Below are 23,746 nucleotides of genomic sequence, written 5' to 3'. Positions count from 1 at the left end.
TCCACCACGGTGTCATTCCCGCGAAAGCGGGAACCTCTGTTTATCTTTTGCACATCTACAAACAAAGGTCCCCGCTTTCGCGAGGACCTCCGGTATACTTATTTGCGCAGCCGCCCCGCAAAGATGATCTCACCCTCGTGGATGGTCAGCCCCTTGATGGTCGCCCGGTATTTACCGGGCAGCCCCTCGGCCGGCACAACCCAGCCCTTCTTGAGCATACCGGCGAAAACCTTCTCGCCGATATCCTTGAAATCGCCGGGTCCCAACGCATTCTCTTCTCCGAGATGCGTCAGCGCCTTGATTTCCCGATTGGACGGCCGCTGCGGCATCAGGCAGCAGCCTTCGCCTTGAGATCAGGCGCGGTAGCTTCGGCCATAAGCGACACCAGGGCATCCATGAACGGAATGACCTTCTGCCCCTCGGTTCCGAGCCGGCGAACCGACACGGTGCCTTCTTCGGCCTCGCGCTTGCCCACCACGAACATCAGCGGCACCTTGCCCACCGAGTGCTCGCGCACCTTGTAGTTGATCTTCTCGTTGCGCACATCGATCTCGGCCCGGATACCGGCGTCCTTGAGCTGGCGCACCAGCTTTTCGGCATAGCTGTCGGCTTCCGACACAATGGTCGCCACCACAACCTGGGTCGGCGCCAGCCACATCGGCATCCGCCCGGCATAGTTCTCGATCATCATGCCGATAAACCGCTCCAGCGATCCCAAAATCGCCCGGTGCAGCATCACCGCATACTGGCGCGAGCCGTCTTCGGCGACATAGGTCGCGTCCAGCCGCTCGGGCAGCACATAGTCCAGCTGCAGCGTCCCCACCTGCCAGGAGCGCCCGATAGCGTCCTTGAGGTGGAATTCCAGCTTGGGTGCATAAAACGCCCCCTCGCCTTCCGCGATCTCGAAGTCATAGCCGGTCGCGCGCAGGGCATCGCCCAACGCCTTCTCGGCCGCATCCCAGCGCTCGATCGTGCCACCGAACTTTTCCGGCCGCGTCGCCAGCTTGATGACCACATCGGCAAAGCCCATATGCTCATAAACCGAATAGAGCAGATGCACGAAATGCTCGGTCTCGGCCTGGATCTGGTCTTCGCGGCAGAAAATATGCGCGTCGTCCTGGGTCATCTGCCGCACGCGCATCAGGCCATGCAGCGCACCATGGGCCTCATTGCGGTGGCAGCAGCCAAATTCCGCCATCCGCAGCGGCAGATCGCGGTAGCTCTTGATGCCCTGGTTGAAGATCTGGATATGGGCCGGGCAATTCATCGGCTTGAGCGCCATCAGGTCGCCCTTGCCGCTCAAAACTGGCCCTTCCTCTTCCGTTCCCGGCACTTCGTCAGGCACCACGAACATGTTCTCGCGATACTTGCCCCAGTGCCCCGAAGCCTCCCAGAATTTGGAAGACATCAGTTGCGGCGTCTTCACCTCGACATAGCCCGATGAATTCAGCCGCCGACGGATATAGGCCTCCATCTGGTTGAACAGCACATAGCCCTTGGGGTGCCAGAATACCGATCCCTGCGCCTCGGGCTGGAAGTGGTACAAGTCCATCTCCTGCCCGATCTTGCGGTGATCGCGCTTTTCCGCCTCTTCCACCATGTGCAGATACGCGTCCAGCTCTTCCCTGCTCGCAAAGGCCGTGCCGTAAATGCGGCTCAGCACCGGATTATTGCTGTCGCCACGCCAATAGGCGCCGGCCACCTTGGTCAGCTTGAACGCATTGCCGATATCCTTGACCGAGCGCATATGCGGCCCCCGGCAAAGGTCGATCCACTGGCCCTGCTTATACATCTTGAGCGACTGGTCAGCCGGAATGGCATCGACCAGCTCGACCTTGAAGGCCTCGCCACGCGTATTGAAGAAGGCCTTGGCCTGGTCGCGCGTCCAGATTTCCTTGGTGAACGCCGCACCCCGGTCGATGATCTCGGCCATCTTCTTCTCGATGACCGGGAAATCCTCTTCCGAAAACGGCGTATCGCGCTTGAAGTCGTAGTAAAAGCCGTTCTCGATCACCGGGCCGATCGTCACCTGCGTATCAGGCCACAGCTCCTGCACGGCTTCCGCCAGAACGTGCGCCGTGTCGTGCCGGATCAGCTCCAGCACGTCCTTGGACCCGCTATCGCGCGTGACAAATTCAATGCGGCCGTCTTCCTCCAGCGGATCGCTGAGATCGCTGAGCACGCCGTTCCAGCGCATAGCCACCGTCTTCTTGGCCAGGCTCTTGGAGATACCCTCGACCACGGTGGTCCCAGTGGTGCCACGCGCATAGTCGCGAGTTGCACCGTCGGGGAACGTCACCTTGATCGTCATTTTAGGTCTCCAGAAATTGGGTAACTTGCCGCAAAAGCACGGCAAGGGCGCCTATCTAGCACGTATCACGTGCATTTCCAGCAGCACGCCTCAAAAACTCAATGTCACCCCGGCGAACGCCGGGTCTATCCCTGAGATACAACAGTCAGCTCGGCGACCCAGCCCCACGGTGTCATTCCCGCATAAGCGGGAACCTCTGTTTACTGGCGCTTCCGGCACACTAAAGAATTGCCGGGCCGCTTTACTTCGACGTGAACCCTAGGCACTGTCATCGAAATTGTAGAGCGGAATCAGGAAGATAAATGCCACCGAAAATTGCGGGTTTTATTGTTTCGTTCGTCTTCCTGGTTGCGACAGGCCTTTTGGCATCGCCGGCATTCGCAGAAGGGCCCGTTGGTCAGTGGTACAAGTCGTGCGCAGATCACTGCGTACGCTTCCAGACAGGCAACGGAAGTGTGAATTCATTCGAGATCGTTCAGAAATCTAACGGCCCCCTTCTGAAAGCCGATACCACGCCAGACGCTGATCTTCCGTTTGGCGTAACATGGCAGATCGACGGCCAAAAAGAGATCCGGGTGCCCTTCATGAGGTGCCAGAACGGCACCTGCCAGAGCGAGTTTATCGCCAACGAAGATTATCTCAACATGCTGCGGCACGGCTCCAAGTTACGTCTGAGTGTCTACAAAGGCGGACGGTGGCACGTCACCACCATCAGCCTTGCTGGCTTTACCGCCGCATACGACGGGAAGTAGGGCGCCCCCTACTTCCACCGTCCATACCCCCACGGCTGATACCACCGCGCCCCCACCGGCACCGCCTCCGGCAGCGGATCATAACCATGCGTTCCGCCCGGCCGGCAGCGCACAAACCGCGCCAGTCCCATCCAGCCCCCCGGCCAGAATCCAAACCGCCAGATCGCATCCCGCGTATATTCCGAGCAGGTCGGCAAATGCCGGCAGGTCCGCCCCATAAAGGCCGACAGCGTGTACCGATAGACCGTGATCAAAAACACCGCCGCAATCTTGAACGGCAAATCCACCACGCGCCAAAATCCCGAAACGACTCGATCCATCAAGAACCGGCCGCAACCGATTCAGCCGACTCGATCTTTTCCAGCGCCGCCTCCACCGCATCGAACACCAGCAGCGTCGACATATGCCGCGCCGTATAGTCCCGCACTGGCTCGAGATATTTCAGATCGCTCCACTTGCCCGCCGGCGGCGTGCCATTCGCCTTGAGCATGGCATGCATCTGCCCCCGCACCGTCCGGAACTCGTCCACGGGCGTCCCCACAATCTCCCGCGCCACCACGGCCGCCGAAGTCTGCCCCAGCGCACAAGCCGAAATCTCGTGCCCGTAATCCTCGATCACCCCGTCCCGCACCACTAGGTCCACCTCGATGGTCGAGCCGCACACCCGGCTGGTTTTGCGCGCGCTCGCATCAGGCGCCGCCAGCCGCGGCGGCTGGCGGGCATTTCCTGCAAGATCGAGGATTTTATCGGAATAGAGATCGCTGAGTTCCATGAAACGAACAATTCTGTTTCTTGTCGGCCTGTGTCCAGCCTCCTATATAGGTGCTCGCACCCGGGCTGTCAGGACATCGCTCACGTCCCACTGGTCCAAAAGTCGCTATTGCAGCCTTTCAATGCGGTGCCACAAGGAGCCGACCAGATGGATGCCAGCGTCAAGCCGCCCTTTCCCTTGCCTCGCATGGCAAGCGCCCCGGTTCGCCCCACGCGCGAAGAAGCCGAAGCCGCCGTCCGTACCCTGATCGCCTGGGCCGGTGACGATCCGACCCGCGAAGGCCTGCTCGACACCCCGCGCCGCGTCGCCAAAGCCTATGGCGAACTCTATGCCGGCTACGACCAGGACCCCAAAGCCGTGCTCGACCGCACCTTCAAGGAAGTTGGCGGCTATGACGATATCGTGCTGGTCCGCGACATTCCCTTCAGCTCCCATTGCGAGCACCACATGGTGCCCTTTGTCGGCAAGGCCCACATCGCCTATCTGCCGCACGACGGTGTCGTGGGCCTCTCTAAGCTCGCCCGCCTCGTCGAGGTCTTTGCCCGGCGCCTGCAGACCCAGGAAAACCTCACCGCGCAGATCATCGACGCGCTAAACGAAAATCTGGGCCCCCGCGGCGCCGCCGTCATGCTCGAAGCCGAGCATATGTGCATGTCCATGCGGGGCGTGCACGCCCACGGCGTCTCCACCATCACCCACCGCTTCACCGGCGTCTTCGCCGAAGACCGCCAAGAACAAGACCGCTTCTTCGCCATGGTCGGCAAGCGCTAGCCCTCTTCTCCCTCCCCCTTGTGGGGAGGGCCGGGGTGGGGGTGCTGAAGCAGCCGCCGACCGGATTTGCCTGTTTCCCCCGCGCTCATTATGCTTGCGTGCCCGAGGGATCAACCATGCCAGAACAGCTAGTCAGCGCTCCGCCAGTGCCCGAACCGGTAGTGCAGGCCCTCGCGCGCTATTCCGAGCCAATGCGCCAGCGCCTCCTCGATATCCGCGAGCTGATCTTCACCATCGCCGCTCAAACCAATGGCGTCGGCCCCCTCACCGAAACGCTCAAATGGGGCGAACCGGCCTATCTCACCGAAGCCAGTCGCAGCGGCTCCACCATCCGCCTCGGCATGGTCCGCTCGGCGCCCGACAAATGCGCAGTCCTGTTCAACTGCCAAACGACCCTGATCGACACCTTCCGCGCCCATTTCGCTGACGATTTCACCTTTGACGGCAATCGCGCGCTCCTCCTGCCCGCCGCCTCGCCCCTCCCGGCCACCCCGCTCGCCCTTTGCCTCCGCGCCGCCTTGACCTATCACCTAGCGCAAAAGCCGCGCCCGCGCTAAAACCCGGGCATGAGCATCACCTTCGCCGATCCCGCCGCCCTCTCCCACGAGCAACTGGAAGAAGGCACCCTCTTCGCCCCGCGCTTCGACGCTGCGGGCCTGGTCACCGTCGTCACCATCGAGGCCTCGAGCAAGGACGTGCTGATGCTCGCCCATATGAACGCCGAGGCCTTGTCCCTGACGCTTGAAACCGGTATCGCCCATTACTGGTCCCGCTCGCGCGGCAAAATCTGGAAAAAGGGCGAAACCTCGGGCGAATTGCAAAAGCTGGTCGAGCTGCGCACCGATTGCGACCAGGACGCCCTGGTCATGAGTGTCGAACAAACCGGCCGCGGCGCCGCCTGCCACACCGGCCGCAAATCCTGCTTCTATCGCCAGGTAGAAGTAACGGGCGAAACCGCAGCCCTAAAGGACACCGGCCTGCCCCGCCTGTTCGATCCGGCCAAGGTTTACTAGCGCAGTACCCTCCACACCCACGGTGTCACCCCGGCGCAGGCCGGGGCCCATCTCGAGGTGGCAGATCTGCCGCAAGGTGCGGGTGTGTGATCGCGCTGCCACCCTTTCTCCGCATGCCCCGATCTCAGGATGGGCCCCGGCCTGCGCCGGGGTGCCACCGTGGATGGTCCGCGATCTGGATATTGCCCAGTAGACCTCATGGTGAGCTTGTCGAACCACGAGGTCGTGGCATCTGGCAGCAGCTAAGTGCGAACTTTATGCCGCCCGCCCCAGAAACAATTTGAGCCAGATGGCCCACGCCTTGCCCGCAGCAATACCGTCGCTGATTTCGCCAGTTGCCTCTGCCTTGGCTCGGGCAGCGCGATAGGCCCGCCATAGTTGTTCTAGTCGGTCGATGGAAATGAGATCACTCATGCTGAGCTGCTCCTGATAAACCCGCGATGACCTGTTGATAAGTCCGGTTCGCCGGCCTTGTCTCTGCCTATCGCGCAGCCAGTTAACGCTGTCAGCGGCTCTCATGTGAACTATGGGGATAACGGGGAATACCAAAATTCGGCGTGCATCCCCCTTCTATTCGACCTCAGCAAACCGAGCACTAGATTCGCCCCTCTACCGCCCCTTCCGCTCAAACAACCCCACCAGCAAAATCCCGGCGAAAAACCCGCCCAGATGCGCCTGCCACGCCACGCCAATCGAAGTGCCCGTCAGCACCGGCAGCAGCGGCACCGCAGCATTCAGCACCACCCAGATCACCACGAACATCCGCGCCCGCGCATCCTTCATCAGGTCGCCAAAACTGGCCAGATGCCGACCTACGATCACCCGCTCCCCCGTCTCGGGATGCTGCGCCACGATCACCGGCTGGAAAATGAACCGCACCGCCGCACCGGTCAGCCCGGAAACGCCCCCTGAGGCCCCGATCAGATACGTCCCTGAATAGAGCGTCGTCGCCGCAAAGAACGCCGCCCCCGCTGCCGCCGAGATGAAAAAGATCGTCAGCATCGGCCCGGCCCCATAGCGCCGCGCCACCGGCGTCGCGAAAATCGCCAACCACGCCACATTGATCAGCAGGTGATCCCATCCGCCATGCATCAGCGCATGGCTGAACGGGGTCCAGATCAGGGGAAGGGCCTGCGCCGGATCACTCCCCGCCACCACCAGCCGCAACGGCAAAAATGCGAACCACAGGATGAAGTCGTTATAGCCCTGCTGGTTAAGCACGAAGGTTGATGCGGCGTGAATCACCACCATCACCCCCACCAAAGCCGTCACCGACCCCGGCAACAGGAACACCGGCTCGCGCCCCGGCTGGCCTGGTGTCTGCCCTTGTTCGACCATCACTTCACCCCGACTCGCTGGCGCCGCGCCGCTTTGGCTCTTCTTTTCCACATTGGGACAGCCGCGTTAACCTTAACTATCCTTTAAGGGCGCTTTTGCCCCAGCCATTTGCGAATGTGGAGTCGCGGCTTGTGCCTTTTCTCAAAGGCGGGGAGCGGTCGCATGGCCATCGGCGGAACAACAGCAATGCAGCAGACCAGCACTCGGACCCTCTACGATTATTGGAACGCCATCCGGGGGTCCCGCAGCGCACCGGACCGCAAGGATATCGACCCCACGCGCATCCGCGAAGCGCTCGCCAATACCTTTATTCTCGAATTCGACCAGGCAGAGAAGTTCTCTTTCCGCCTCGCGGGCTCGCACCTGTGCACAAGTTACTGCCGCGAGCTCAAGGGCCGCTCGTTCAACGATCTCTGGCATGAGCGCGACCGCGACGCCATGGACACCCTGATCCGCGCCGTCACCGAGGATCACGCCGTGGCCTTGGTCACCTTCCAGGGCACCACAGCGCTGCACACCAAGGTGTCCTTCGAGACCATCCTGATGCCGCTGCGCCACAATGGCTCCACCCACACCCGCCTGCTCGGCGCCATGTCGGCGCTCGAAGAGCCCTATTGGCTCGGCGTCCAGCCCATTCTCGAGCAGCGCATTACCGGCCTGCGCCTGATCTGGCCCGATGATGTGGCCATGGAAGAAACCGTGCGCGAAGTTGCCACCAATGTGGGCAATGACATGAGCTACATGGGCGTCAGCCCCCACATGCCCATGCCCGCCACGGTCTATGGCCGCAGCGCCCGGCGCTACGCGCACCTCGCCGTTATCGATGGCGGCCGCAGTAAGTAAACTGCCAAGGCTTTTGCCGGCATTTTAGCCCACTTGGCTTGGTATTGGCGACAAATCACAATACCAAGCGTTAACCAAACCCGGTTAGCTTATTGTGGAAACACAGTGCGACCGGCGGCAATGCTCAGCGACGACATCCAATCACCGCGATTCATTGCCCCCGCGCGTACGCGCGCCGACTCGGCACGTTTTCAGCGCGTCAAAGTCTCGGTCCTGGGCCGCTACATGCTGGCCGACCGCCGCGAATTTCCCTGCCAGGTCATCGAAATGTCCCCCGGTGACGCCATGGTCATCGCCCCCGTTGCCGGCGTCGTCGGCGAGCGCGTCATCGCCTATATCGACCATGTCGGCCGCATCGAGGGCACTATCCTCTCCCAGATGGATGGCGGCTTTGAAATGGACATCGCCGCTTCCCCGCGCAAGCGCGACAAGATGGCCGCCCAGCTCACCTGGCTGGCCAATAAGGATATCCTCAACCTGCCGGAAGACCGCCGCCACGAGCGCGTCGTCCCCGATATCCGCCATTCCACCGTCGTCCTCGACGATGGCCGCCGCTACAATTGCAAGATCATCGACATCTCGCTTTCCGGCGCCGCCATCGAACTCGACGTGCGCCCCGCCATGGGCACGCCCGTCACCCTGGGCCGCATGCGCGCCCGCGTGGTCCGCCACTTCCAGAATGGCGTCGCAGTAGAATTCGCCTCCGCCCAGGAAATGCTCACCGTCGTCCAGCAAAACCTGCGGATGAACTAGGGCTTGCACTGAACCTCCCCTCGCCCCTTGTGGGACTTCGATCCGTCCCGCAGGGCAAATCGCTCCAGTGGAGCGATTTGAGGTGAGAAGGCCATGAGAGCTACGCTCGAATGGCCCAGCCCCTCCCATGCTTCAATGCCCCTTCTCCCTCCCCCTTGTGGGGAGGGCCGGGGCGAGGGTGCCGCGCCCGCCACAGGCACCATGCAGCGGACCACCCCCGCATAGTAAACCACCCCTGAATCCATTCGATAAAACTTGCATAAAAACTGCATTGCAGTTTTCGGATCGACGAAATCGGCAGTCCGTAACGTGGTTTCCATCAGGGAGACCACACAATGTTTTTCACCAACAAGGCAATATTCGGCGCACTTCTCGCCCTCGCCGCCATCGCCGCCCCGGCCCAGGCCCTCGACTTGACCAATGTCGCCTTCGTGCAGGTCGTCGATGCCCCCGCCAGCATCCCGGTCGGCCATGCCGAGTTCTGCAAGGCCCGCCCCGCCGAATGCCGCCGCAACGACAATGTCGTGTCCGCTGTGCCGCTGGACGAAGCCCGCTGGTCCGAACTGCTGCAGATCAACGCCAACGTCAACGGCAACGTCACCCCGGTCTCCGACCTCGACCTCTACCAGGTCGACGAATTCTGGACCTATCCCAATGGCTATGGCGATTGCGAAGATATCGCGCTGGCCAAGCGCCGCGACCTGATCAATGCCGGCTGGCCGGTCAGCACCCTGCTGATGGCCATCGTCAAGCAGGCCAATGGCGAAGGCCATGCCGTACTGATCGTCCGCACCGACCGCGGCGACCTCGTGCTCGACAACCAGGACGGCGCCGTGCGCCTCTGGAGCGACACCCCCTACCACTATGTCAAGCGCCAGTCCCAGGCCAATGCCGGCCAGTGGGTCGACATGATCGACAGCCGCCAGATCGTCGTCGCCACCACCGCTGGCATCAACTAATCACCGCTTTCCGGACCCCGCCCCGGATCGCAAGATCCACGCCTAACCCTGATAGGGGTCTGAAGAATGAAGCCAGCTTCGCAAGAAGCTGGCTTCATTGTTTTTGGCAATCGCAAAGCTGGCGCTCACCTCAGTAGACCTCATCCTGAGCTTGTCGAAGGACGAGGTCGTGGCACGATCCGGGTACGACCTCGTGGTTCGACAAGCTCACCATGAGGTCTACTGATGCTGTCGCTCCTAATACCGAATAGCCACGTAAACACCCATGAACAGCATCCCCGTCACGAACGCCCAGCCAAAGGCCACCACCGAGGCCACCAGCATCGAGGTCATCGACAGCGTACTGTTATCCTCGTGCTGCCAGCCCAGCTGCAACATGATGTAGGGCCCGCAGATAAAGCTCATCGCCAGGTGCCCCATCGCAGCCACGTAGGTCTTGCCGTCAAAGCGCAAAATGGCCTGCTGTCGCGCCAGCCATTGGTAAAGGTGCGTCCCCGCCCCTGCCACGCATAGCCCGATCCCGATGAGAAACGCCGCCAGCAGCAATTCCTTGGCCATGCCCAACCGCCCTGTTCCGCGCTGGCATTATTGTGCCGCGCGCCTGAAATTAACCCTTCATTAAGCATATTGACCGCCCTATCGATTGTCACCTCCGCTCGCCAAATCTGGTTAATGCTGGTCATGAGCTCGCAATCGGCGCCCGCCACGCCCCGCCATCCTCCCGCCTCCCTGGGATTCAATCTGGCCGGCATCGCCGTGCTGGCTTTGCTGCTGGCCGTTGGCGCCGCCTACCTGCTCGACGAAATGGGCCGCACTTCGCGCACGCCCACCCCCGCGCTCGAGGATGGCAATCCCATCGTGCAAACCATTTCCGGGCGCGAGCTGACCATTCCCACCGCCTGGTTCCGCTATGGCGAGCAAATCCGCGACGGCTTCACCAATCAGATCGACCTGACCCTGATGTTCGCGCCCGACGGCGCCACGCCCCTGCCCGTGCAAGTCATGCTGCTGCCCCGCAGCCGCGCGCGCACCAGCAGCGCCCTGCTCGACGCCGTCTATCTGCACCAATTTGGTGATGAAACATTGGCCGGCATTCCCGGCCTCGTCGGCAAACCGCTCGGCGCCGCAGCCGGCTACGAAGGCGAACGCGTCTGGTACGACCCGCTCTCGGCCAATGCCTTCGTCGCCAAATGCATGGCCCCCATCGAACCCGGCGCGCCCGAACAATGCGTGCGCACCGTCTACCTGCCCAGCGGCATCGCCGCCGTCTACGTCTTCGACGCCAAAGCCCTGCAATCCTGGCGCCAGTTCGACACCCAGATGAAACTCTGGCTAGAAAAAATCGGGGCTTGGTAAGATTCTATCTTCCCCTCGCCCCTTGAGGGAGAGGGACAGAAATTCTGCGTTCAGCAGAATTTCAGGGTGAGGGGTACTGCGCCATCCCATCGCTTCAATGCCAATGGAGACACCCCCTCATCCCAACCGAAATTCGCCTTCGCGAATTCGGTGCCTCAAGCGGGGCACCTTCCCCCTCAAGGGGAGAAGGAAGGCCCGGCGGACGCTGCAAACGTCTCAGACTTCGTCCAGATCGATATCCAGGATCGACATATTGAAGATGTACGACTTGTCGCCATCCTCGTCGTCCAGATGAATAAGCCCGATCGATTCATCGCCGATGAACACTTCGACGGAGTCATTCAGCTTGGCGCGCGGCCGCACGTCGATATTCTTGTTGTTGAATTTGAGTTGCAGGAATTTCTGCAGCTTGATGATCTCGGGATGGTTCACGATGCGTATCCTGCTGATTTGGGTTGAGGCGGCAATCTAGTCACCCGCTAAACGCAAACAACCCCTGTTCCGCCCCATTTTAGCGGTGACAAGCCGCGATGACCAGTTGCAGCGCAGCAAAGCCAGCGCCCCGCCTCATCCTGCCCCGCCCCACAGCGCAAACCCATCCTCCCCACAACGTCATCCCGGCGCAGGCCGGGATCCATGCTGAAGGTACGAGGGTTTGCACCCATCGCCCCCACCCACAGTGTCGTGCTCAGTAGCTCCAATCAACATTCAGCTCTGCTGATAGGTGGAGAGCCCCAATCTGGTTCCCTCCCCCTTGTGGGGAGGGTTAGGGCGGGGGGTCTGCACTCTCCGCAAGTGCTTTGCCGGTGGAAAGCTCAGCACCCCCACCCTCAATCCCTCCCCACAAGGGGGAGGGAGGCCGATCGTGGCTCCCGAACTATGAAAGCCTGCCCTCGGGCTTGCCACGAGGGTCCAGCACACCGCGCTCAAGCCTCAGTCAGCACTGAACGGTTGAGTTTCCGGTCAGGCCGAGTCGAAACCGGTGGTCGTCGAGAACCGGAGCGGAGCGTACTTTTTGTACGTGAGCACCGGAAGCGCAGACGAGTGCCGGTTGCAGGCCGGCATCACCGGAAAATCAGCTGTTCAGATCGTGAACCAGGAATTCCTGATCCATCACCAGCGCCGGCTGCGCGCATCCAGCCTCGCCAATCACCTTGGCCGGAACCCCCGCCACGGTCACCCGCGGCGGCACTTCCTTGAGCACCACCGAACCCGCCCCGATCCGCGAGCAATCGCCAATGCGGATATTGCCCAGCACCTTGGCGCCGGCCCCGATCAGCACGCCATTGCCGATCTTGGGGTGACGGTCCTGATCGGATTTGCCCGTGCCGCCCAGCGTCACATTCTGCAACATCGACACATTGTCGCCGACCGTCGCGGTCTCCCCGATCACCAGCCCCGTGCCATGGTCGAGCATGATGCCCTTGCCCATCGGCACCGCCGGATTGATATCGACCTGAAACACCTGGCTGGCCCGGCTTTGCAGATACAGCGCAAAATCCCGCCGCCCCGCCAGATACATGGCATGGGCAAAGCGGTGCGTCTGGATCGCCTGATAGCCCTTGAAGAACAGCAGCGGCTCGACCGCCCGGTGGCAGGCCGGATCACGCTCCAGCGTCGCCGCCAGATCGACCCGCGCCGCATGCCCGATATCGGGGAAATCCGTGATCATCTCGGCAAAGGCCTGCCGGATCAGATCGGCCGAAACATCGTCATGGTCCAGCCGCGCCGCCAGGCGATGCCCCAGCGCCTGCTCGAACGTTTCGTGATTGAGAATCGCTGAGATCGCCATGTTCGACAAAGAAGGCTCGGCCGCCACGATCTGCCTGGCTCCGGCGCGCACAGCTTCCCAAACGGGGTCCACGGCCTGGATTTCGGCTGATTTCTTTGCGCTGACGCTCATGGGGCGACACTCCGCTTCATCGAGATTTACCGATATAAGCCATCTCATGCTCCAAAACAAAGCCCTTACGGGCCGTTTGGTTCACGAATGGCTGTTGGCAGGCAATGTCCTGCCCAGGAATTCGATCGCTGCAGCCTTGAATTTTGCGTCACCCGTCGCCCGCATATGGTCGCGCTTGGGAATGACGAACGCTTCCGCGCCCGGAATCAATTCCGCCAGTGGTTCGGGCGGGCCGGCCATCACGTCGGCCTCCCCCACTGCCACCAGCACCGGCACATTGATCCGCCGCACATCGGCCCGCGCCATCGGCTCGCGCGACGTCTCCATGCAAGCGGCCAGCGCCTCCCGGTCCGCGCCAGTATGCTCGGCAAAAATCCGGAACTGCCGCGCCGTCGGATGCGTCAGCCCCGCCAGGGCCGGCGCCCGCAATCCGGCAATGATGTCATTGCCGTCGCTCAGCCCATTGATGAGATTCATCCCCATCCCGCCAAAGATCGCGCACACTACCCGCTCTTCATCCTGAAAGGCCATGAATGCCGCAATCCGCGCGCCCATCGAATAGCCCAGCACCGCGGCCTTCTCGATCCCCAGATGGTCCAGCAGCGCCACCGCATCCTTGGCCATCACCTGTGGATAATAGGCCTCGGTGTCATAGGGCTTGTCCGATTGCCCATGCCCGCGATTGTCCAGCGTGATCGCCCGATATCCGGCCGATGTCAGCGCCTCGACCCAGCCCGTATCGATCCAGTTGACCTTCCCGCTCGAGGCAAAGCCATGGATGCACAATACCGGGAAGCCATCGCCGAAGGATTCATAGGCCAGCGTCAGACCATCGGATTGAAAGTTTGGCAATTGGTTCACCCAGCAACATCTCAACGTGCACAGTCCGCTAACCTATTCGCCCAATCGGTGCCACCTGTTTGGGCAAATGTGACTGCCCGGAAGACCTTTCTTTCGCCCGGCCCATTGTTTATGGTCCGGCCAGCAAATCATCTATCCAGGTTATCCCCGATGGCAGCCCACGGCAGCACGCCCCACTTCCACAACACCGAAGGCCTCCGCCAGATTGAGGTCGGGTCCAAGGAATTCCAGTGCGTCGGCGCCCTGCCGCCCTTCGATCATCCCCATATCTTCATCGATATGGGCAAGGACAGCGAAGCCGTCTGCCCCTATTGCTCGACGCATTACGTCTACAATCCAGCGCTCGCCGCCGGCACCGCCAATCCGCTCTCGGCCGTCTATCACGCTGACGCCGCTTGAGTTTTTCCTAAATGAATAGCAGCGGCCGCACCTTCTTTATCGTCGGTGCAGGCATCTCAGGACTCACGCTCGCATTGGCGCTCGCCAAGTTCGGCGCCAATGTTACCGTGCTCGAGCGCAACCCGGCCGTGTCCGAATTGGGCGCGGGCCTGCAGATCAGCCCCAATGCCCGCCGCGTCCTCGATTCCCTGGGGCTTGAGGAAGCCATCGCGGCCAATAGCCTCGAACCCACCGGCATCGACCTCTACCCAGCCCGCGCCAAGCGCCCGCTGGTCACGCTGGAACTGGGCGCCATCATGCGCACCCGCTTCGGCGCCCCCTACGCCGTCATGCACCGCGCCGACCTCGCCGACGCGCTCTACAAGGCCTGCCGGCGCTTCGCCAACATAGATATCCTCTTCGGCGTCCGCGCATGGGATACTGTCACCAGTGCGAATGGCGTCTCGATCACACTCGAAGATGCCAGCGGCCAAACCCGTTCCCTGCGTGGCGACGCATTGATCGGGGCCGATGGCGTGCATTCAAAAACCCGCACGACGCTGCTCAATGGTCCACCCGCCACCTGGCGCGGCCGCGTCGCCTGGCGCACCCTCCTGCCCTTCGAAGCCCTTACCGGCCAGATCGCGCTCGACCGCGTCTCCGTGCTCTTCGCCCCCAATTACCACGTCGTCTGCTACCCGCTGCCCCACCGCCAGCAGGTCAATATCGCCCTCTTCGCTACGGCCTCGAATCGCGACGAACTCCCCGATCGGGGCGCGCCCCACCTACCCCGCCGCCTCCCCGCCAGGCTCGAAGCCATCCGCGCCGCCGCCGGACAGAGCTGGACGCCCTGGCCCCTCTACACGGTCGATTCCCCCGCCTGGCACCGCGAAAATACCGGCCTTATCGGCGACGCCGCCCACGCCATGCTCCCCTTCCAGGCCCAGGGTGCCGCCATGGGCATCGAAGACGCCGCCGTCCTCGCACCCCTGCTGATCGAGGAGCCAAATGCCGAAGCTGCCTTCGCCAAATTCGACGCCATCCGCCGCCCTCGCGTCGAGCGCGTCGCCAAGGTTTCCCGCTCCAACGGCAAGATTTTTCATCTTCCCTGGCCCCTCAGCACCGCCCGCAACCTGGTCATATCGGCCCAGGGCCCGCGCGGTCACCTCAAGCGCCTCGCCTGGCTCTACGGGCATGATGCGCAGCCCTAAGGCCTTGAATCATCCCGCGAAGCACCCGAGTTAAACCTCTGAAGAGATTCAGCTTCCCGCCGCTTCAAGCTGTCGCGCATACCACACCCGACACCGTTCGGCCTTGCTTTGGCCGATCCGGCTGTGTCAACTGCGCGACACCAACCAGCCCGCTGGGGCCCTGAAAATCAGAAGGTTAGCGCCACTTTATGCAAGCTGCGACCCGCTCCCGCCTGACGCTGGCCTGTATCCTCGTCACCATTCTGCTCGACATGATCGGTGTCGGCATCATCGTGCCGGTATTGCCCGAGCTGCTGGAAGAACTGACCGGCGGTAGCGTCGCCAATGCGGCCGTCATCGGCGGCTACCTCGTTTTCGCTTACGCCTTGATGCAATTCGTTTTTTCGCCAGTATTGGGCAATCTTTCCGACCGTTTCGGCCGCCGCCCCGTGCTGCTCTGCTCTCTGCTCGGCCTCACCTTCGATTACCTGATGATGGCGATCGCCCCCTTCGTCTGGTACCTGTTCATCGGCCGCATCATTGCCGGCGTGGCCGGCGCCGCCGTCGCCACCGCCACCGCCTATATGGCCGACATCACCCCGCCGCATAAGCGCACGCACCGGTTCGGACTGATCGGCGCCGCCTTCGGTCTCGGCTTCATCATTGGCCCGGTCATTGGCGGCGAACTCGGCGAACTGGGTCCCCGCGTCCCCTTCTTTGCCGCCGCTGGCCTGGCTTTCGCCAATTTCCTCTTCGGCCTCTTCATCCTGCCCGAAAGCCTGCCGCGCCACGCCCGCCGCAAGTTCGACATCCGCCGCGCAAATCCCTTCGGCGCCGTCGTTGCGCTGCGCCGCTATCCGGTCGTGCTGTGGCTTTTGGCTGTGCTGTTCGCCTTCTCGCTGGCCGCCCAGGCGCTGCCTACCGTGTTCAGCTATTTCACGGTCGAGGTCTACCGCTTCACCTCGTCCAATATCGGCCGTGCACTGGGCGCCTTCGGCATCGGCTTTGCCATCTGCCAGGCCTTTATTGTCGGCCCCCTGGTCAAACGCATTGGCGAACCGCCCGTGGCTATGCTGGGCCTGTTGGCCGCGATCGCTGCCTTTATCGGCGTCGCCTTCACCGATCAGGTGGTTTATCTCTACGTTTTCATCATGATCGGCGCGATCAGTGGCCTGGCCCCACCGGCCATCAATGGCGTGCTCTCGCGCCAGGTGCCCGACAACGCCCAGGGCGAATTGCAGGGCGCAGTCAACGCCGCCAATTCATTGGCCACCATTATCGGCCCGGTCGTCGCCACGCAGATCTTTTCCTATTTCACTTCGGCCCCCGACTCGCCCGGCTATTTCCCCGGCGCTCCCTGGGTCGCTGCCGCCGGCTGCGTCGTCCTCGCACTTATCCTGTTTGCCACAGCCGCCTGGCGGTTCGAGCTCGGCCACCGCCCATCCATCGCCAACAAACCCATCATCCCCGACATGGCACCCCCCGGCCAGATCCGCGTTCCACCCATGGATGAAGACGATAATGACGCTGCAAATCCGCCCCGCCGCTGAGGCAGATATCCCGCAAATCCTCGCCATCGTCGCGCCCACCCTGGCCGCCGGACAAACCTACGCCATCGCCACCGACCTCGACGACGCCGGCGTCCTCGCCTATTGGCTCGGCCCCACCCACGAAGTCTTCGTCGCCGAGGAAAATGGCGTGATCCTTGGCACTTATTACCTCATGGCCAATCAACAGGGCGGCGGCGCCCACGTCGCCAATTGCGGCTACATGACCGCCTCCACCGCCCAGGGCAAAGGCGTCGCCCGAGCCATGTGCCGACACTCGCTGACCCGTGCCGCCGAACGCGGTTTCCGCGCCATGCAGTTCAACCACGTCGTCTCCATCAACACCCGCGCCGTCGCGCTCTGGCAATCCCTCGGGTTCGATATTGTCGGCACCCTGCCCAAGGCGTTCAACCACCCCGTGCACGGCTATGTGGACAGCTATGTGATGTTCAAGACGCTGTAGAGGACGCCTCACCACACAATGGGATGCGTCTCGCCGGTCGCGACATTCACAAATCCCTCCGGCGCCAGTGGCGAAGGCGCCACCAGCACCCACCGCCAGGGCGCACAGGTCAGCGTGGCAAAGGCTAGCCGCTCGGGGAAACCCGGCCACCAGCGCGGCGAGAAGGTGGGTTCATACATCCACTCGATCCCCTCGGCCGCGGCATACAGCGCCTGCATTTCGGCATCCAACTCCGCCGGCGGACGACAGGTCATTAGCCCGCCCACCTCGTAACGCACCGTCGCCGCCAGTTCGCCCTCGCGTACCAGCGCCCAGCCGCCCTGCGTTTCCCGCAGCGCATTGACCGCCTTGGCCATGGCGGCGTCCGACGACCCAACCACCCAGATATTGTGCTTGTCATGCCCCATCGAGCAGGCCAGCGCCGTCTCCGGCGTCTTCGGCCCCGTACCCAGCCAGAACATTTTGGACGTCAGCCCCTTGCCCGAAAACCGGTCGACAATGGCAAATTTGGTGACATTCCGCCCGGCATCGCGCTGCACCAGGCCATCGGCCACGGGCAGGTCCATGGTGATGAACTCATCCGCCCAATGGAACGGCCGCAGGATCGCCGCCGACATGGTCTGGCGCCCCGGCTCAGCGGGAATCGCAAAGTCTTCGGCCAGCATCTCACGCTGGATATTCACCGTCCCCGTCGCCCAGCCCGGCCAGGCAATCTTGGGCAGCGGCCCGCTATAGGTCTTGCCCTCGGAAACCTGCTGGCCATCAGCCCAAACCTGCGCAATAGACAGGCTCGCGACATCATCGAGGAGCACCAGATCGGCAAACCGCCCCGGCGCAATCGCCCCGACCCACGGCGTCAGCCGCATATGCCGCGCCGGATTGATCGTCACCAGCTGAATGGCAATCTCGGGCGCCAGCCCCGCTTCGATGGCCAACCGCACATTGTGGTCGGTCGCGCCCAGCTTCATCGTGTCCGAGCACGAGCGGTCATCGGTGCACAGCGCAAACTGCGACCAATCCTGCTGCCCCTCGGCCAATAGCCCGCCGATCATCTCCTTGACCGAATGCGGGCGCAATTCCATGAACAGCCCGCGCCGCAGCTTGTCGCGCACTTCCTCGGCCGTCCACGCCTCATGGTCCGAAGCCATGCCGGCCGCCGCGAACGCATTGATATCATCAATGGCCCGCATGCCCGCGGCATGCCCCTCGACCACGCCGCGCTGCTCGAAGGTCGCCCGGATCATCCCCCACAGCCGCTCATAGGACGGATTTTCCGGGTTCCACACCGCCGGCCAATCCATCACCTCGTCGAGCCCGGCCACCATTAATTGCTGCTTGAGAAAGCTCTGCTGCTCGTCATAGCCAAAATGCCCGCCGCCCCACTCGTAGGCCGTTGGGGGCACAGCCGATCCAGGCAGCGGAAATATCTTCATTGGCGATCCGGCGCGCCGCGCCGTCAGCCAGAATTCGAGGTTGTTCGGCCCATCCACATTGGAAAATTCGTGGCTGGCCTCGCAGGTCCAGGTATTGCCATGCGGCAGCACCAATGCCGCCTCATGCTCGGGCGTCAAATGGCTTGATTCGATATGTTTATGAACCTCGCCAAACCCTGGCACGGCATGCAGATTTAGCCGTTCTGCCCGCTCGGCAACCTCGCCCTTATAGGCGCCCGCCGGCCCTAACCAGGCGATCCGCCGCCCGGATATGACGATCTCCTGATCCTCATGCCAGCGCCGCCCATGCACATCGAGCAGCCGCCCAACGCGCACTGCGCGATCCGCCGGGCGCTTGCCCAGCGCCACCAGCGCCAGATGCTGGCGAATGCGAACCTCATCGGCAGCGTTGATCAGCAGATCGTCCGGCAAATCCATGTCTATAATTCTCCTGCGATCCAAGCCGCGCCCTGCTTATCCAAGTCGTGAGCGGGGATCAACGAGACCTTATCCCCCAAACCGCGCGACCGATTTGCGCACTACCAGTTCCACCGGCAGGCGGGTCATAGTCTCGGTTTCAGTCTTGTTGATCAGCGCCAATAGTCGCGTAAAGGCAAGCCGCCCCATTTCGGCAACCGGCTGGCGTACCGTGGTCAAAGGTGGGTCCACCAATTCGGCGAACGGCATGTCGTCAAACCCCACCAGCGACATATCCCCGGGCACGGCAATCTCTGCTTGCCGCAAAGCCTGCAGCACGCCTATCGCCAGATAATCCGAGCACGCCACAATAGCGCTCGGCCGCTCCTGGTTTGCCAGCAGGCGCCCTGCCGCCTCGTGCCCGAATTCGCGCGAATACTGGCCCAGCAGCACCCAATCCTCGCGAACCGCAATAGCTGCCTCGCCCATCGCCCGCCGGAATCCCGCCAGTCGCTCCTTGACGCTCATCAGCCCGCCCGGCCCGCTGATGACAGCAATATCGCGGTGCCCGGCCTCGATCAGCAATTGCGTCGCGGCATAAGCGCCCTGCTCGTTTTCCACGAATACGCGCGGCACCGACACACCGGGAATATCCTCGTCCAGCAGCACCACATTGTCGTGCCGCGCAAGAAGCTCGGCCAGAGTGCCGTCATCGGGCTGGTTGGTCATCATGATCAAGCCATCCACATGCTGGTCATGCAGCCGCTTGATCGCGTCAACCTCCCGCGTCCGGTCGCCCCGGGTCGAGGACATGTACACCGCGTAGCCATGCCGCTCGGCTTCGGCCTCTACTGCCGCGGCCAGTTCCGCAAAAAACGGATTGCCAATTTCCGGCGTCACCAGGCTAATCGCCTCCGCCTTTCCGGTGGATAGCCGCTTGGCCAGCAGGTTGGGCCGATAATCGAGCTTGGCAATCGCCGCGTCGATCCGGTCGCGCGTACCCTGCGGCAGCTCAATCCTGTTGTTGAGATAGCGCGACACCGCCGTCGGCGACACACCCGCTTCTTCCGCGACATCGCTCAGCGTAGCCATGATCTGCCTCTGATTCTCGGACTCATTGCCCATCCTCGGCCATCAGCGCACCACACGACCATGCCCCCGTCTTGTGCATTTCCGATATTCGCATATGGTTTGTGCAAATGAACTGCGATAGCATTTGACATTGTGCTGATAACTGACGTTAATTCGAAATGTAAAGCGGTTTACTAAGCCGGGTCAAATGAGTTCTGTTCTTATCTACGACGCTACAATCCTCACCGTCGATACGCAAAACACCGTCTTTGAAGGCGGCTGGGTTGCTTTTCTAAATGGTCGCATCACCGGAACCGGTCCCAAATCGACCCAACCTGACCCTGCCGGGTTCGACGAAGCAACCGCACTGCCCGGCCAACTCATCATGCCCGGTCTGGTCAATGCCCACACTCATTCCGCCATGGTCTTGTTCCGTGGCCGCTCGGAAGGCCAGAGCCTGCTCACCATGGAAGGCTGGTACAATTCCATCCGCGAGCCGGAGCTGTCGCTAATCGCCTCCGATATCGGCCCCGCCGTCGCGCTGTCCTGCGCCGAAATGGCGCTGAGCGGCACCACTACATTCTGCGACCAGTATTTCTTTGCCGAAGAGATCGCCCAGGCCGCCGCCGCTAGCGGCCTGCGTGCCGTCATCGCCTATGGCATTGTGCAATTGGGCGATAAGGACCGCGGCGAGGACGAACTCGCCAAAGCCGCCGCCTTTATCGAAAAGCAGCGCTCCGCCGATGGCCGAGTCATCCCCTGGTTCGGCCCCCACGCCCCCTATGTCGACAATTCCGAGGACCTGCTCCGCGCCGAGGTCGACATGGCCGTCAAATACGGCGTCGGGATGCACCTGCACATGGCGGCGGGACCGGAGGATAATGAAGAGACCTTGGCGCGCTATGGGCTGACAGCCACGCAGGCCCTCTCCCGCGACGGGTTCTTCGCCGGCCGCGTCCATGCGGCCCATTGCCTTGATCTCAGCGACGAAGACATAGCCATTTTCGCCGCCGCCCCAGCCGCCTCGGTGTCCTACAATGCCACGGCGGGCCTACGCTCGGGCCGTGAAGGCATTTGCCCCGTGGTCAAGCTCAAGGCCGCAGGCGTCACCGTCGCCCTGGGCACCGACAATGTCGCCGCCAACAATTCCTATGACATGATCGCCGAAATGCGGGTGGCCGGTCTCGTCGCCTCCCACCGCGAAGGCGTGGCGCAGCCGATTTCCAGCGCCGAGCTGGTCCGCATGGCCACGATCGAAGGCGCCAAGGCTTTGGGCCTTGATCACGAGATCGGCTCGCTCGAAATCGGCAAGGCCGCCGATATCATCGCTGTGGATATGCGCGGCCCCGGCTATTCGGAAACCCCGGACATCGAGACCGTGCTCGTCTATTCTGGCAGCGGCCGGGACGTTACCCATGTCTGGGTCGCCGGCGAAGACATCGTCCGCGATCGCATGCTACAGCGCGCCGACTACCAATCCATCAGGTCGAATTATTCGGCCACTTACCAGGACTTCTGGGCGCGCGTCGAACTTGCGCGCCAGGTCGCATGAGGCAAATTTGAACAAACTGATTCTCGATACCGACGGTGGCGTTGACGACGCGCAGGCCCTGCTGATGCTGATCGCTGGCGGCCGCACGCCCGACGCCATCACCACCGTATTCGGCAATGTCGGCCTCGATGCAGCCACGCGCAACATCCTGTCCACCCTGGCTATCGCCGGTGCCGACGTGCCCGTGCATATGGGCGCCGACCGCCCGCTGACGCAAAAGATCATCGACGCCAAGTATATCCATGGCGAAGACGGCCTGGGCGGCGCTCCGCGGCCGCTCGAAAATGCCAAGCCCGCCAGCGAGGACGCCATCGGCTTCCTGCGCCAGACCTTCCGCGAAGCCGGCGGCAAGGGCGAAAAGATCGATTTCCTGATGATCGGCCCGCTGACCAACCTGGCTTTGGCGCTGCGGCTTGAGCCCTCCATCATCAACGGCATCGGCCAGCTCACCATTATGGGCGCCACCGTCTATGGCCGCGGCAACACCACCCCTGCCGCCGAATTCAATATCTATGCCGATCCCGAAGCCGCCTCGGTGGTCTTCTCGGCCGATATCGACATCGTCGTCATCCCGTGGGAGCCCTGCGTCACCCACAATATGAGCGGCGCCGACGTCGACACTGCTTTCGCTAGCGTCGCTGCCGGCCCCGAAAAGGCCTTCTCGGAAGCCCTGGCCGATCACGCCCGGCGCACCAATGCCAGCTATGGCGGGGGCGACGTGTTCCGCTTTGTCGATCCACTGGCTGCCGCCGTCGTGGTCGATCCCAGCATCGTCACCAAGTCGCTACGCGCCTCCATGGATGTGGCGCTGGCCCCCGGCATCACCCGCGGCATGACCGTGGTCGATCCGTCCGGCCGCCTCGGCACGCCCATGGTGACCCTCGTCGAAGAAGCCAAAATCGACCGCCTGGTCGATCTCTACAAAGCGTCCATCGCCTACATCCCCGGATAATCCCAACTCGGAGTGCGCCCATGTCGTTTCGTTCCCTGACCCGTCGTTCGGCGGGCCTCCTGCTGGCTGCGGGCCTGCTGACTTCAGCAGCCCCGATTGCCACCCAGGCTCAGGAATATACTGCAGAAAATCCGCTCACCGTCGCGCTCGTGCTGCATGGCACGCGGGGCGACAAGAGCTTTCTCGACAGCGCGACAGCGGGCGTAGAGCGTGCTGCGGCCGAGCTGCCGGTTGAGATCAAGATCATCGAAGCCGGCTATGACCGCGGCCGCTGGGAACCGGCTCTGGCCGATGCCACCGACACCGGTTATGACGTCATCATCGCCGGCACCTTCGACATGACCGGCTTTGTCGCCAAGCTGGCGCCCGACTATCCCGATACCAAGTTCATCATTTTCGACGACAGCCCGGATTTCTCCACCGGCTGCTGCTCGAATGTGCTGGCCCTGCAATATCAGACTTCGGCCGCTGGCTATCTCGCGGGCTTCGCAGCGGCAAAGCTCTCCACCACCGGCATTCTGGGCACTATTATCGGCATGGAATTCCCCACCGTCACCGACTTCAAGGTCGGGTTTGACGAGGGCGCCAAGGCCGCCAATCCCAATATCCAGATTCTGAACACCGTCGCCGGCACGTTCAGCGATCCGGCCAAGGGCAAGGAAATGGCTATCGCCCAGCTCGGCCAGGGTGCCGACGTAATCTTCCCGATTGCCGGCGGCACCGGCATTGGCGCTCTGCAGGCCGTGCGCGATGCCGGCAAGCTGGCCGTCGGCGTGGATAGCGACCAGGCGGAAATCTTCGCCGATTCCGATCCGGCCCAGGCCGACGTCATCTTCACCTCGGTTGAAAAGAAGGTCGGGGATTCCCTGTTCCTCGCCCTCCAGCAGACCATTGACGGCACCGCTCCCTATGGCTCGGCCGTGCTGCTCGGCATGCCCGAAGGCGCGGTCGGCATTTCCAAGAACAGCTATTATGAAAAGCTCGTTCCCGCCGAAGTCCGCACCGAGATCGACGCTCTCGAAGCCAAGATCAATTCGGGCGAACTGGTCCCCGCCACCGCAATGAAGTGACAAATTCCGGCGTCGCCCCTCCGGGCGGCGCCACCTTCCAC

At 62.4% G+C, this 23,746-nt stretch carries 27 protein-coding genes; 15 read left to right on the top strand and 12 right to left on the bottom strand.

What is annotated here, in order from left to right; genetic code table 11:
* Positions 1-98: 98 nt before the first annotated feature.
* Together N8A98_RS17480 and thrS are read right to left on the bottom strand one after the other, a co-directional pair.
* Entirely contained in the window at positions 99-329 is a 231-nt protein-coding gene (locus N8A98_RS17480; RefSeq protein WP_113124148.1) for a hypothetical protein, read from the bottom strand.
* On the bottom strand, positions 329-2,311 hold the full coding sequence (thrS, locus tag N8A98_RS17475) for a threonine--tRNA ligase (protein ID WP_262167204.1): 1,983 nt from the start codon (positions 2,309-2,311) through the stop codon (positions 329-331). The genes N8A98_RS17480 and thrS overlap by 1 nt, the downstream gene beginning before the upstream one ends.
* 302 nt (positions 2,312-2,613) lie before the next feature.
* Between thrS and N8A98_RS17470 the strand changes: the two genes are divergently transcribed.
* Positions 2,614-3,063, top strand: coding sequence for an invasion associated locus B family protein (locus N8A98_RS17470; RefSeq protein WP_262167202.1), 450 nt, complete (start codon positions 2,614-2,616; stop codon positions 3,061-3,063).
* An 8-nt stretch (positions 3,064-3,071) separates the two neighbouring features.
* On the opposite strand, the gene yidD is transcribed toward N8A98_RS17470, so the two are convergent.
* On the bottom strand, positions 3,072-3,383 hold the full coding sequence (yidD, locus tag N8A98_RS17465; protein WP_262167200.1) for a membrane protein insertion efficiency factor YidD: 312 nt from the start codon (positions 3,381-3,383) through the stop codon (positions 3,072-3,074).
* Positions 3,383-3,835 (bottom strand): iron-sulfur cluster assembly scaffold protein, encoded by a 453-nt coding sequence (locus N8A98_RS17460; RefSeq protein WP_262167198.1) that lies wholly within the window; start codon positions 3,833-3,835, stop codon positions 3,383-3,385. The genes yidD and N8A98_RS17460 overlap by 1 nt, the downstream gene beginning before the upstream one ends.
* Before the next feature lie 147 nt (positions 3,836-3,982).
* On the opposite strand from N8A98_RS17460, the gene folE reads away from it, so the two are divergent.
* The 3 genes from folE to hisI all read left to right on the top strand — a co-directional run bounded on the left by folE (position 3,983) and on the right by hisI (position 5,619).
* Positions 3,983-4,606, top strand: a complete 624-nt coding sequence (gene folE / locus N8A98_RS17455; protein ID WP_262167196.1) for a GTP cyclohydrolase I FolE — start codon at positions 3,983-3,985, stop codon at positions 4,604-4,606.
* A 116-nt stretch (positions 4,607-4,722) separates the two neighbouring features.
* Positions 4,723-5,163 (top strand): DUF1801 domain-containing protein, encoded by a 441-nt coding sequence (locus N8A98_RS17450; protein ID WP_262167194.1) that lies wholly within the window; start codon positions 4,723-4,725, stop codon positions 5,161-5,163.
* A gap of 9 nt (positions 5,164-5,172) precedes the next feature.
* Positions 5,173-5,619, top strand: coding sequence for a phosphoribosyl-AMP cyclohydrolase (hisI, locus tag N8A98_RS17445; RefSeq protein WP_262167192.1), 447 nt, complete (start codon positions 5,173-5,175; stop codon positions 5,617-5,619).
* A 255-nt stretch (positions 5,620-5,874) separates the two neighbouring features.
* On the opposite strand, the gene N8A98_RS17440 is transcribed toward hisI, so the two are convergent.
* The gene (locus N8A98_RS17440; RefSeq protein WP_262167190.1) at positions 5,875-6,033 is read right to left on the bottom strand and encodes a hypothetical protein; all 159 of its coding nucleotides are present in this window, start codon (positions 6,031-6,033) and stop codon (positions 5,875-5,877) included.
* 195 nt (positions 6,034-6,228) lie between these two features.
* Entirely contained in the window at positions 6,229-6,957 is a 729-nt protein-coding gene (locus tag N8A98_RS17435; RefSeq protein ID WP_262167188.1) for a rhomboid family intramembrane serine protease, read from the bottom strand.
* Between the two features lie 186 nt (positions 6,958-7,143).
* On the opposite strand from N8A98_RS17435, the gene N8A98_RS17430 reads away from it, so the two are divergent.
* From N8A98_RS17430 to N8A98_RS17420, 3 genes are all read left to right on the top strand, one after another.
* Positions 7,144-7,800, top strand: a complete 657-nt coding sequence (locus N8A98_RS17430; protein WP_262167186.1) for a PAS domain-containing protein — start codon at positions 7,144-7,146, stop codon at positions 7,798-7,800.
* A 120-nt stretch (positions 7,801-7,920) separates the two neighbouring features.
* Positions 7,921-8,553: a PilZ domain-containing protein gene (locus N8A98_RS17425; protein WP_113124051.1), complete on the top strand. Its 633-nt coding sequence runs from the start codon at positions 7,921-7,923 to the stop codon at positions 8,551-8,553.
* 335 nt (positions 8,554-8,888) lie between these two features.
* Complete coding sequence (locus N8A98_RS17420; protein WP_262167183.1) at positions 8,889-9,512, top strand: transglutaminase-like cysteine peptidase; 624 nt, start codon at positions 8,889-8,891, stop codon at positions 9,510-9,512.
* 237 nt (positions 9,513-9,749) lie between these two features.
* Here the strand turns inward: N8A98_RS17420 and N8A98_RS17415 are convergent, their stop codons facing one another.
* Positions 9,750-10,070: a DUF6949 family protein gene (locus N8A98_RS17415; protein ID WP_262167181.1), complete on the bottom strand. Its 321-nt coding sequence runs from the start codon at positions 10,068-10,070 to the stop codon at positions 9,750-9,752.
* Between the two features lie 123 nt (positions 10,071-10,193).
* On the opposite strand from N8A98_RS17415, the gene N8A98_RS17410 reads away from it, so the two are divergent.
* Positions 10,194-10,868 (top strand): hypothetical protein, encoded by a 675-nt coding sequence (locus tag N8A98_RS17410; protein WP_262167179.1) that lies wholly within the window; start codon positions 10,194-10,196, stop codon positions 10,866-10,868.
* A 216-nt stretch (positions 10,869-11,084) separates the two neighbouring features.
* Here the strand turns inward: N8A98_RS17410 and N8A98_RS17405 are convergent, their stop codons facing one another.
* From N8A98_RS17405 to N8A98_RS17395, 3 genes are all read right to left on the bottom strand, one after another.
* Positions 11,085-11,300 carry a DUF3126 family protein gene (locus N8A98_RS17405; protein WP_035101906.1) on the bottom strand — a complete coding sequence of 72 codons (216 nt, stop codon included), beginning with the start codon at positions 11,298-11,300 and terminating at the stop codon, positions 11,085-11,087.
* Positions 11,301-11,943: 643 nt separating this feature from the next.
* Positions 11,944-12,771 (bottom strand): serine O-acetyltransferase, encoded by an 828-nt coding sequence (cysE, locus tag N8A98_RS17400; RefSeq protein WP_262167167.1) that lies wholly within the window; start codon positions 12,769-12,771, stop codon positions 11,944-11,946.
* Positions 12,772-12,852: 81 nt separating this feature from the next.
* Complete coding sequence (locus N8A98_RS17395; protein WP_262167165.1) at positions 12,853-13,623, bottom strand: alpha/beta fold hydrolase; 771 nt, start codon at positions 13,621-13,623, stop codon at positions 12,853-12,855.
* Between the two features lie 159 nt (positions 13,624-13,782).
* Here N8A98_RS17395 and N8A98_RS17390 point away from each other — a divergent pair, with 159 nt between their 5' ends.
* The 4 genes from N8A98_RS17390 to N8A98_RS17375 all read left to right on the top strand — a co-directional run bounded on the left by N8A98_RS17390 (position 13,783) and on the right by N8A98_RS17375 (position 17,210).
* Positions 13,783-14,031, top strand: a complete 249-nt coding sequence (locus N8A98_RS17390; protein WP_113124056.1) for a zinc-finger domain-containing protein — start codon at positions 13,783-13,785, stop codon at positions 14,029-14,031.
* Between the two features lie 11 nt (positions 14,032-14,042).
* Positions 14,043-15,221: an FAD-dependent oxidoreductase gene (locus N8A98_RS17385; RefSeq protein ID WP_262167160.1), complete on the top strand. Its 1,179-nt coding sequence runs from the start codon at positions 14,043-14,045 to the stop codon at positions 15,219-15,221.
* A gap of 188 nt (positions 15,222-15,409) precedes the next feature.
* Positions 15,410-16,750: a TCR/Tet family MFS transporter gene (locus N8A98_RS17380; RefSeq protein WP_262167158.1), complete on the top strand. Its 1,341-nt coding sequence runs from the start codon at positions 15,410-15,412 to the stop codon at positions 16,748-16,750.
* On the top strand, positions 16,728-17,210 hold the full coding sequence (locus N8A98_RS17375; RefSeq protein ID WP_262172050.1) for a GNAT family N-acetyltransferase: 483 nt from the start codon (positions 16,728-16,730) through the stop codon (positions 17,208-17,210). The genes N8A98_RS17380 and N8A98_RS17375 overlap by 23 nt, the downstream gene beginning before the upstream one ends.
* Before the next feature lie 8 nt (positions 17,211-17,218).
* Here N8A98_RS17375 and N8A98_RS17370 read toward each other — a convergent pair whose 3' ends face one another.
* Together N8A98_RS17370 and N8A98_RS17365 are read right to left on the bottom strand one after the other, a co-directional pair.
* The gene (locus tag N8A98_RS17370) at positions 17,219-19,081 is read right to left on the bottom strand and encodes an adenine deaminase (RefSeq protein WP_262167157.1); all 1,863 of its coding nucleotides are present in this window, start codon (positions 19,079-19,081) and stop codon (positions 17,219-17,221) included.
* Between the two features lie 69 nt (positions 19,082-19,150).
* Positions 19,151-20,152, bottom strand: a complete 1,002-nt coding sequence (locus tag N8A98_RS17365; protein ID WP_262167155.1) for a LacI family DNA-binding transcriptional regulator — start codon at positions 20,150-20,152, stop codon at positions 19,151-19,153.
* Between the two features lie 187 nt (positions 20,153-20,339).
* Here N8A98_RS17365 and N8A98_RS17360 point away from each other — a divergent pair, with 187 nt between their 5' ends.
* From N8A98_RS17360 to N8A98_RS17350, 3 genes are read left to right on the top strand one after another with little or no spacing between them, the layout of a single operon-like run.
* A complete protein-coding gene (locus N8A98_RS17360) occupies positions 20,340-21,683 on the top strand; it encodes an amidohydrolase family protein (RefSeq protein ID WP_262167153.1) in 1,344 nt (447 codons plus the stop codon).
* 7 nt (positions 21,684-21,690) lie between these two features.
* A complete protein-coding gene (locus N8A98_RS17355) occupies positions 21,691-22,635 on the top strand; it encodes a nucleoside hydrolase (RefSeq protein ID WP_262167151.1) in 945 nt (314 codons plus the stop codon).
* Positions 22,636-22,655: 20 nt separating this feature from the next.
* Entirely contained in the window at positions 22,656-23,705 is a 1,050-nt protein-coding gene (locus N8A98_RS17350) for a BMP family lipoprotein (protein WP_262167148.1), read from the top strand.
* The last annotated feature ends 41 nt before the right edge of the window (positions 23,706-23,746 follow it).

The sequence above is a fragment of the Devosia neptuniae genome, assembly GCF_025452235.1.
In the GTDB taxonomy this organism is placed as follows: Bacteria; Pseudomonadota; Alphaproteobacteria; order Rhizobiales; family Devosiaceae; genus Devosia.
Note: the sequence above shows the minus strand (reverse complement) of the source record. Positions and strands in the feature narration are given on the sequence as shown.

What these genes read in the sequence shown, in the direction of transcription:
- N8A98_RS17480 (WP_113124148.1), bottom strand. Translation starts at nt 329, where the DNA reads ATGCCGCAGCGGCCGTCCAATCGGGAAATCAAGGCGCTGACGCATCTC.
- thrS (WP_262167204.1), bottom strand. Translation starts at nt 2,311, where the DNA reads ATGACGATCAAGGTGACGTTCCCCGACGGTGCAACTCGCGACTATGCG.
- N8A98_RS17470 (WP_262167202.1), top strand. Translation starts at nt 2,614, where the DNA reads ATGCCACCGAAAATTGCGGGTTTTATTGTTTCGTTCGTCTTCCTGGTT.
- yidD (WP_262167200.1), bottom strand. Translation starts at nt 3,383, where the DNA reads ATGGATCGAGTCGTTTCGGGATTTTGGCGCGTGGTGGATTTGCCGTTC.
- N8A98_RS17460 (WP_262167198.1), bottom strand. Translation starts at nt 3,835, where the DNA reads ATGGAACTCAGCGATCTCTATTCCGATAAAATCCTCGATCTTGCAGGA.
- folE (WP_262167196.1), top strand. Translation starts at nt 3,983, where the DNA reads ATGGATGCCAGCGTCAAGCCGCCCTTTCCCTTGCCTCGCATGGCAAGC.
- N8A98_RS17450 (WP_262167194.1), top strand. Translation starts at nt 4,723, where the DNA reads ATGCCAGAACAGCTAGTCAGCGCTCCGCCAGTGCCCGAACCGGTAGTG.
- hisI (WP_262167192.1), top strand. Translation starts at nt 5,173, where the DNA reads ATGAGCATCACCTTCGCCGATCCCGCCGCCCTCTCCCACGAGCAACTG.
- N8A98_RS17440 (WP_262167190.1), bottom strand. Translation starts at nt 6,033, where the DNA reads ATGAGTGATCTCATTTCCATCGACCGACTAGAACAACTATGGCGGGCC.
- N8A98_RS17435 (WP_262167188.1), bottom strand. Translation starts at nt 6,957, where the DNA reads ATGGTCGAACAAGGGCAGACACCAGGCCAGCCGGGGCGCGAGCCGGTG.
- N8A98_RS17430 (WP_262167186.1), top strand. Translation starts at nt 7,144, where the DNA reads ATGCAGCAGACCAGCACTCGGACCCTCTACGATTATTGGAACGCCATC.
- N8A98_RS17425 (WP_113124051.1), top strand. Translation starts at nt 7,921, where the DNA reads ATGCTCAGCGACGACATCCAATCACCGCGATTCATTGCCCCCGCGCGT.
- N8A98_RS17420 (WP_262167183.1), top strand. Translation starts at nt 8,889, where the DNA reads ATGTTTTTCACCAACAAGGCAATATTCGGCGCACTTCTCGCCCTCGCC.
- N8A98_RS17415 (WP_262167181.1), bottom strand. Translation starts at nt 10,070, where the DNA reads ATGGCCAAGGAATTGCTGCTGGCGGCGTTTCTCATCGGGATCGGGCTA.
- N8A98_RS17410 (WP_262167179.1), top strand. Translation starts at nt 10,194, where the DNA reads ATGAGCTCGCAATCGGCGCCCGCCACGCCCCGCCATCCTCCCGCCTCC.
- cysE (WP_262167167.1), bottom strand. Translation starts at nt 12,771, where the DNA reads ATGAGCGTCAGCGCAAAGAAATCAGCCGAAATCCAGGCCGTGGACCCC.
- N8A98_RS17390 (WP_113124056.1), top strand. Translation starts at nt 13,783, where the DNA reads ATGGCAGCCCACGGCAGCACGCCCCACTTCCACAACACCGAAGGCCTC.
- N8A98_RS17385 (WP_262167160.1), top strand. Translation starts at nt 14,043, where the DNA reads ATGAATAGCAGCGGCCGCACCTTCTTTATCGTCGGTGCAGGCATCTCA.
- N8A98_RS17380 (WP_262167158.1), top strand. Translation starts at nt 15,410, where the DNA reads ATGCAAGCTGCGACCCGCTCCCGCCTGACGCTGGCCTGTATCCTCGTC.
- N8A98_RS17370 (WP_262167157.1), bottom strand. Translation starts at nt 19,081, where the DNA reads ATGGATTTGCCGGACGATCTGCTGATCAACGCTGCCGATGAGGTTCGC.
- N8A98_RS17365 (WP_262167155.1), bottom strand. Translation starts at nt 20,152, where the DNA reads ATGGCTACGCTGAGCGATGTCGCGGAAGAAGCGGGTGTGTCGCCGACG.
- N8A98_RS17360 (WP_262167153.1), top strand. Translation starts at nt 20,340, where the DNA reads ATGAGTTCTGTTCTTATCTACGACGCTACAATCCTCACCGTCGATACG.
- N8A98_RS17350 (WP_262167148.1), top strand. Translation starts at nt 22,656, where the DNA reads ATGTCGTTTCGTTCCCTGACCCGTCGTTCGGCGGGCCTCCTGCTGGCT.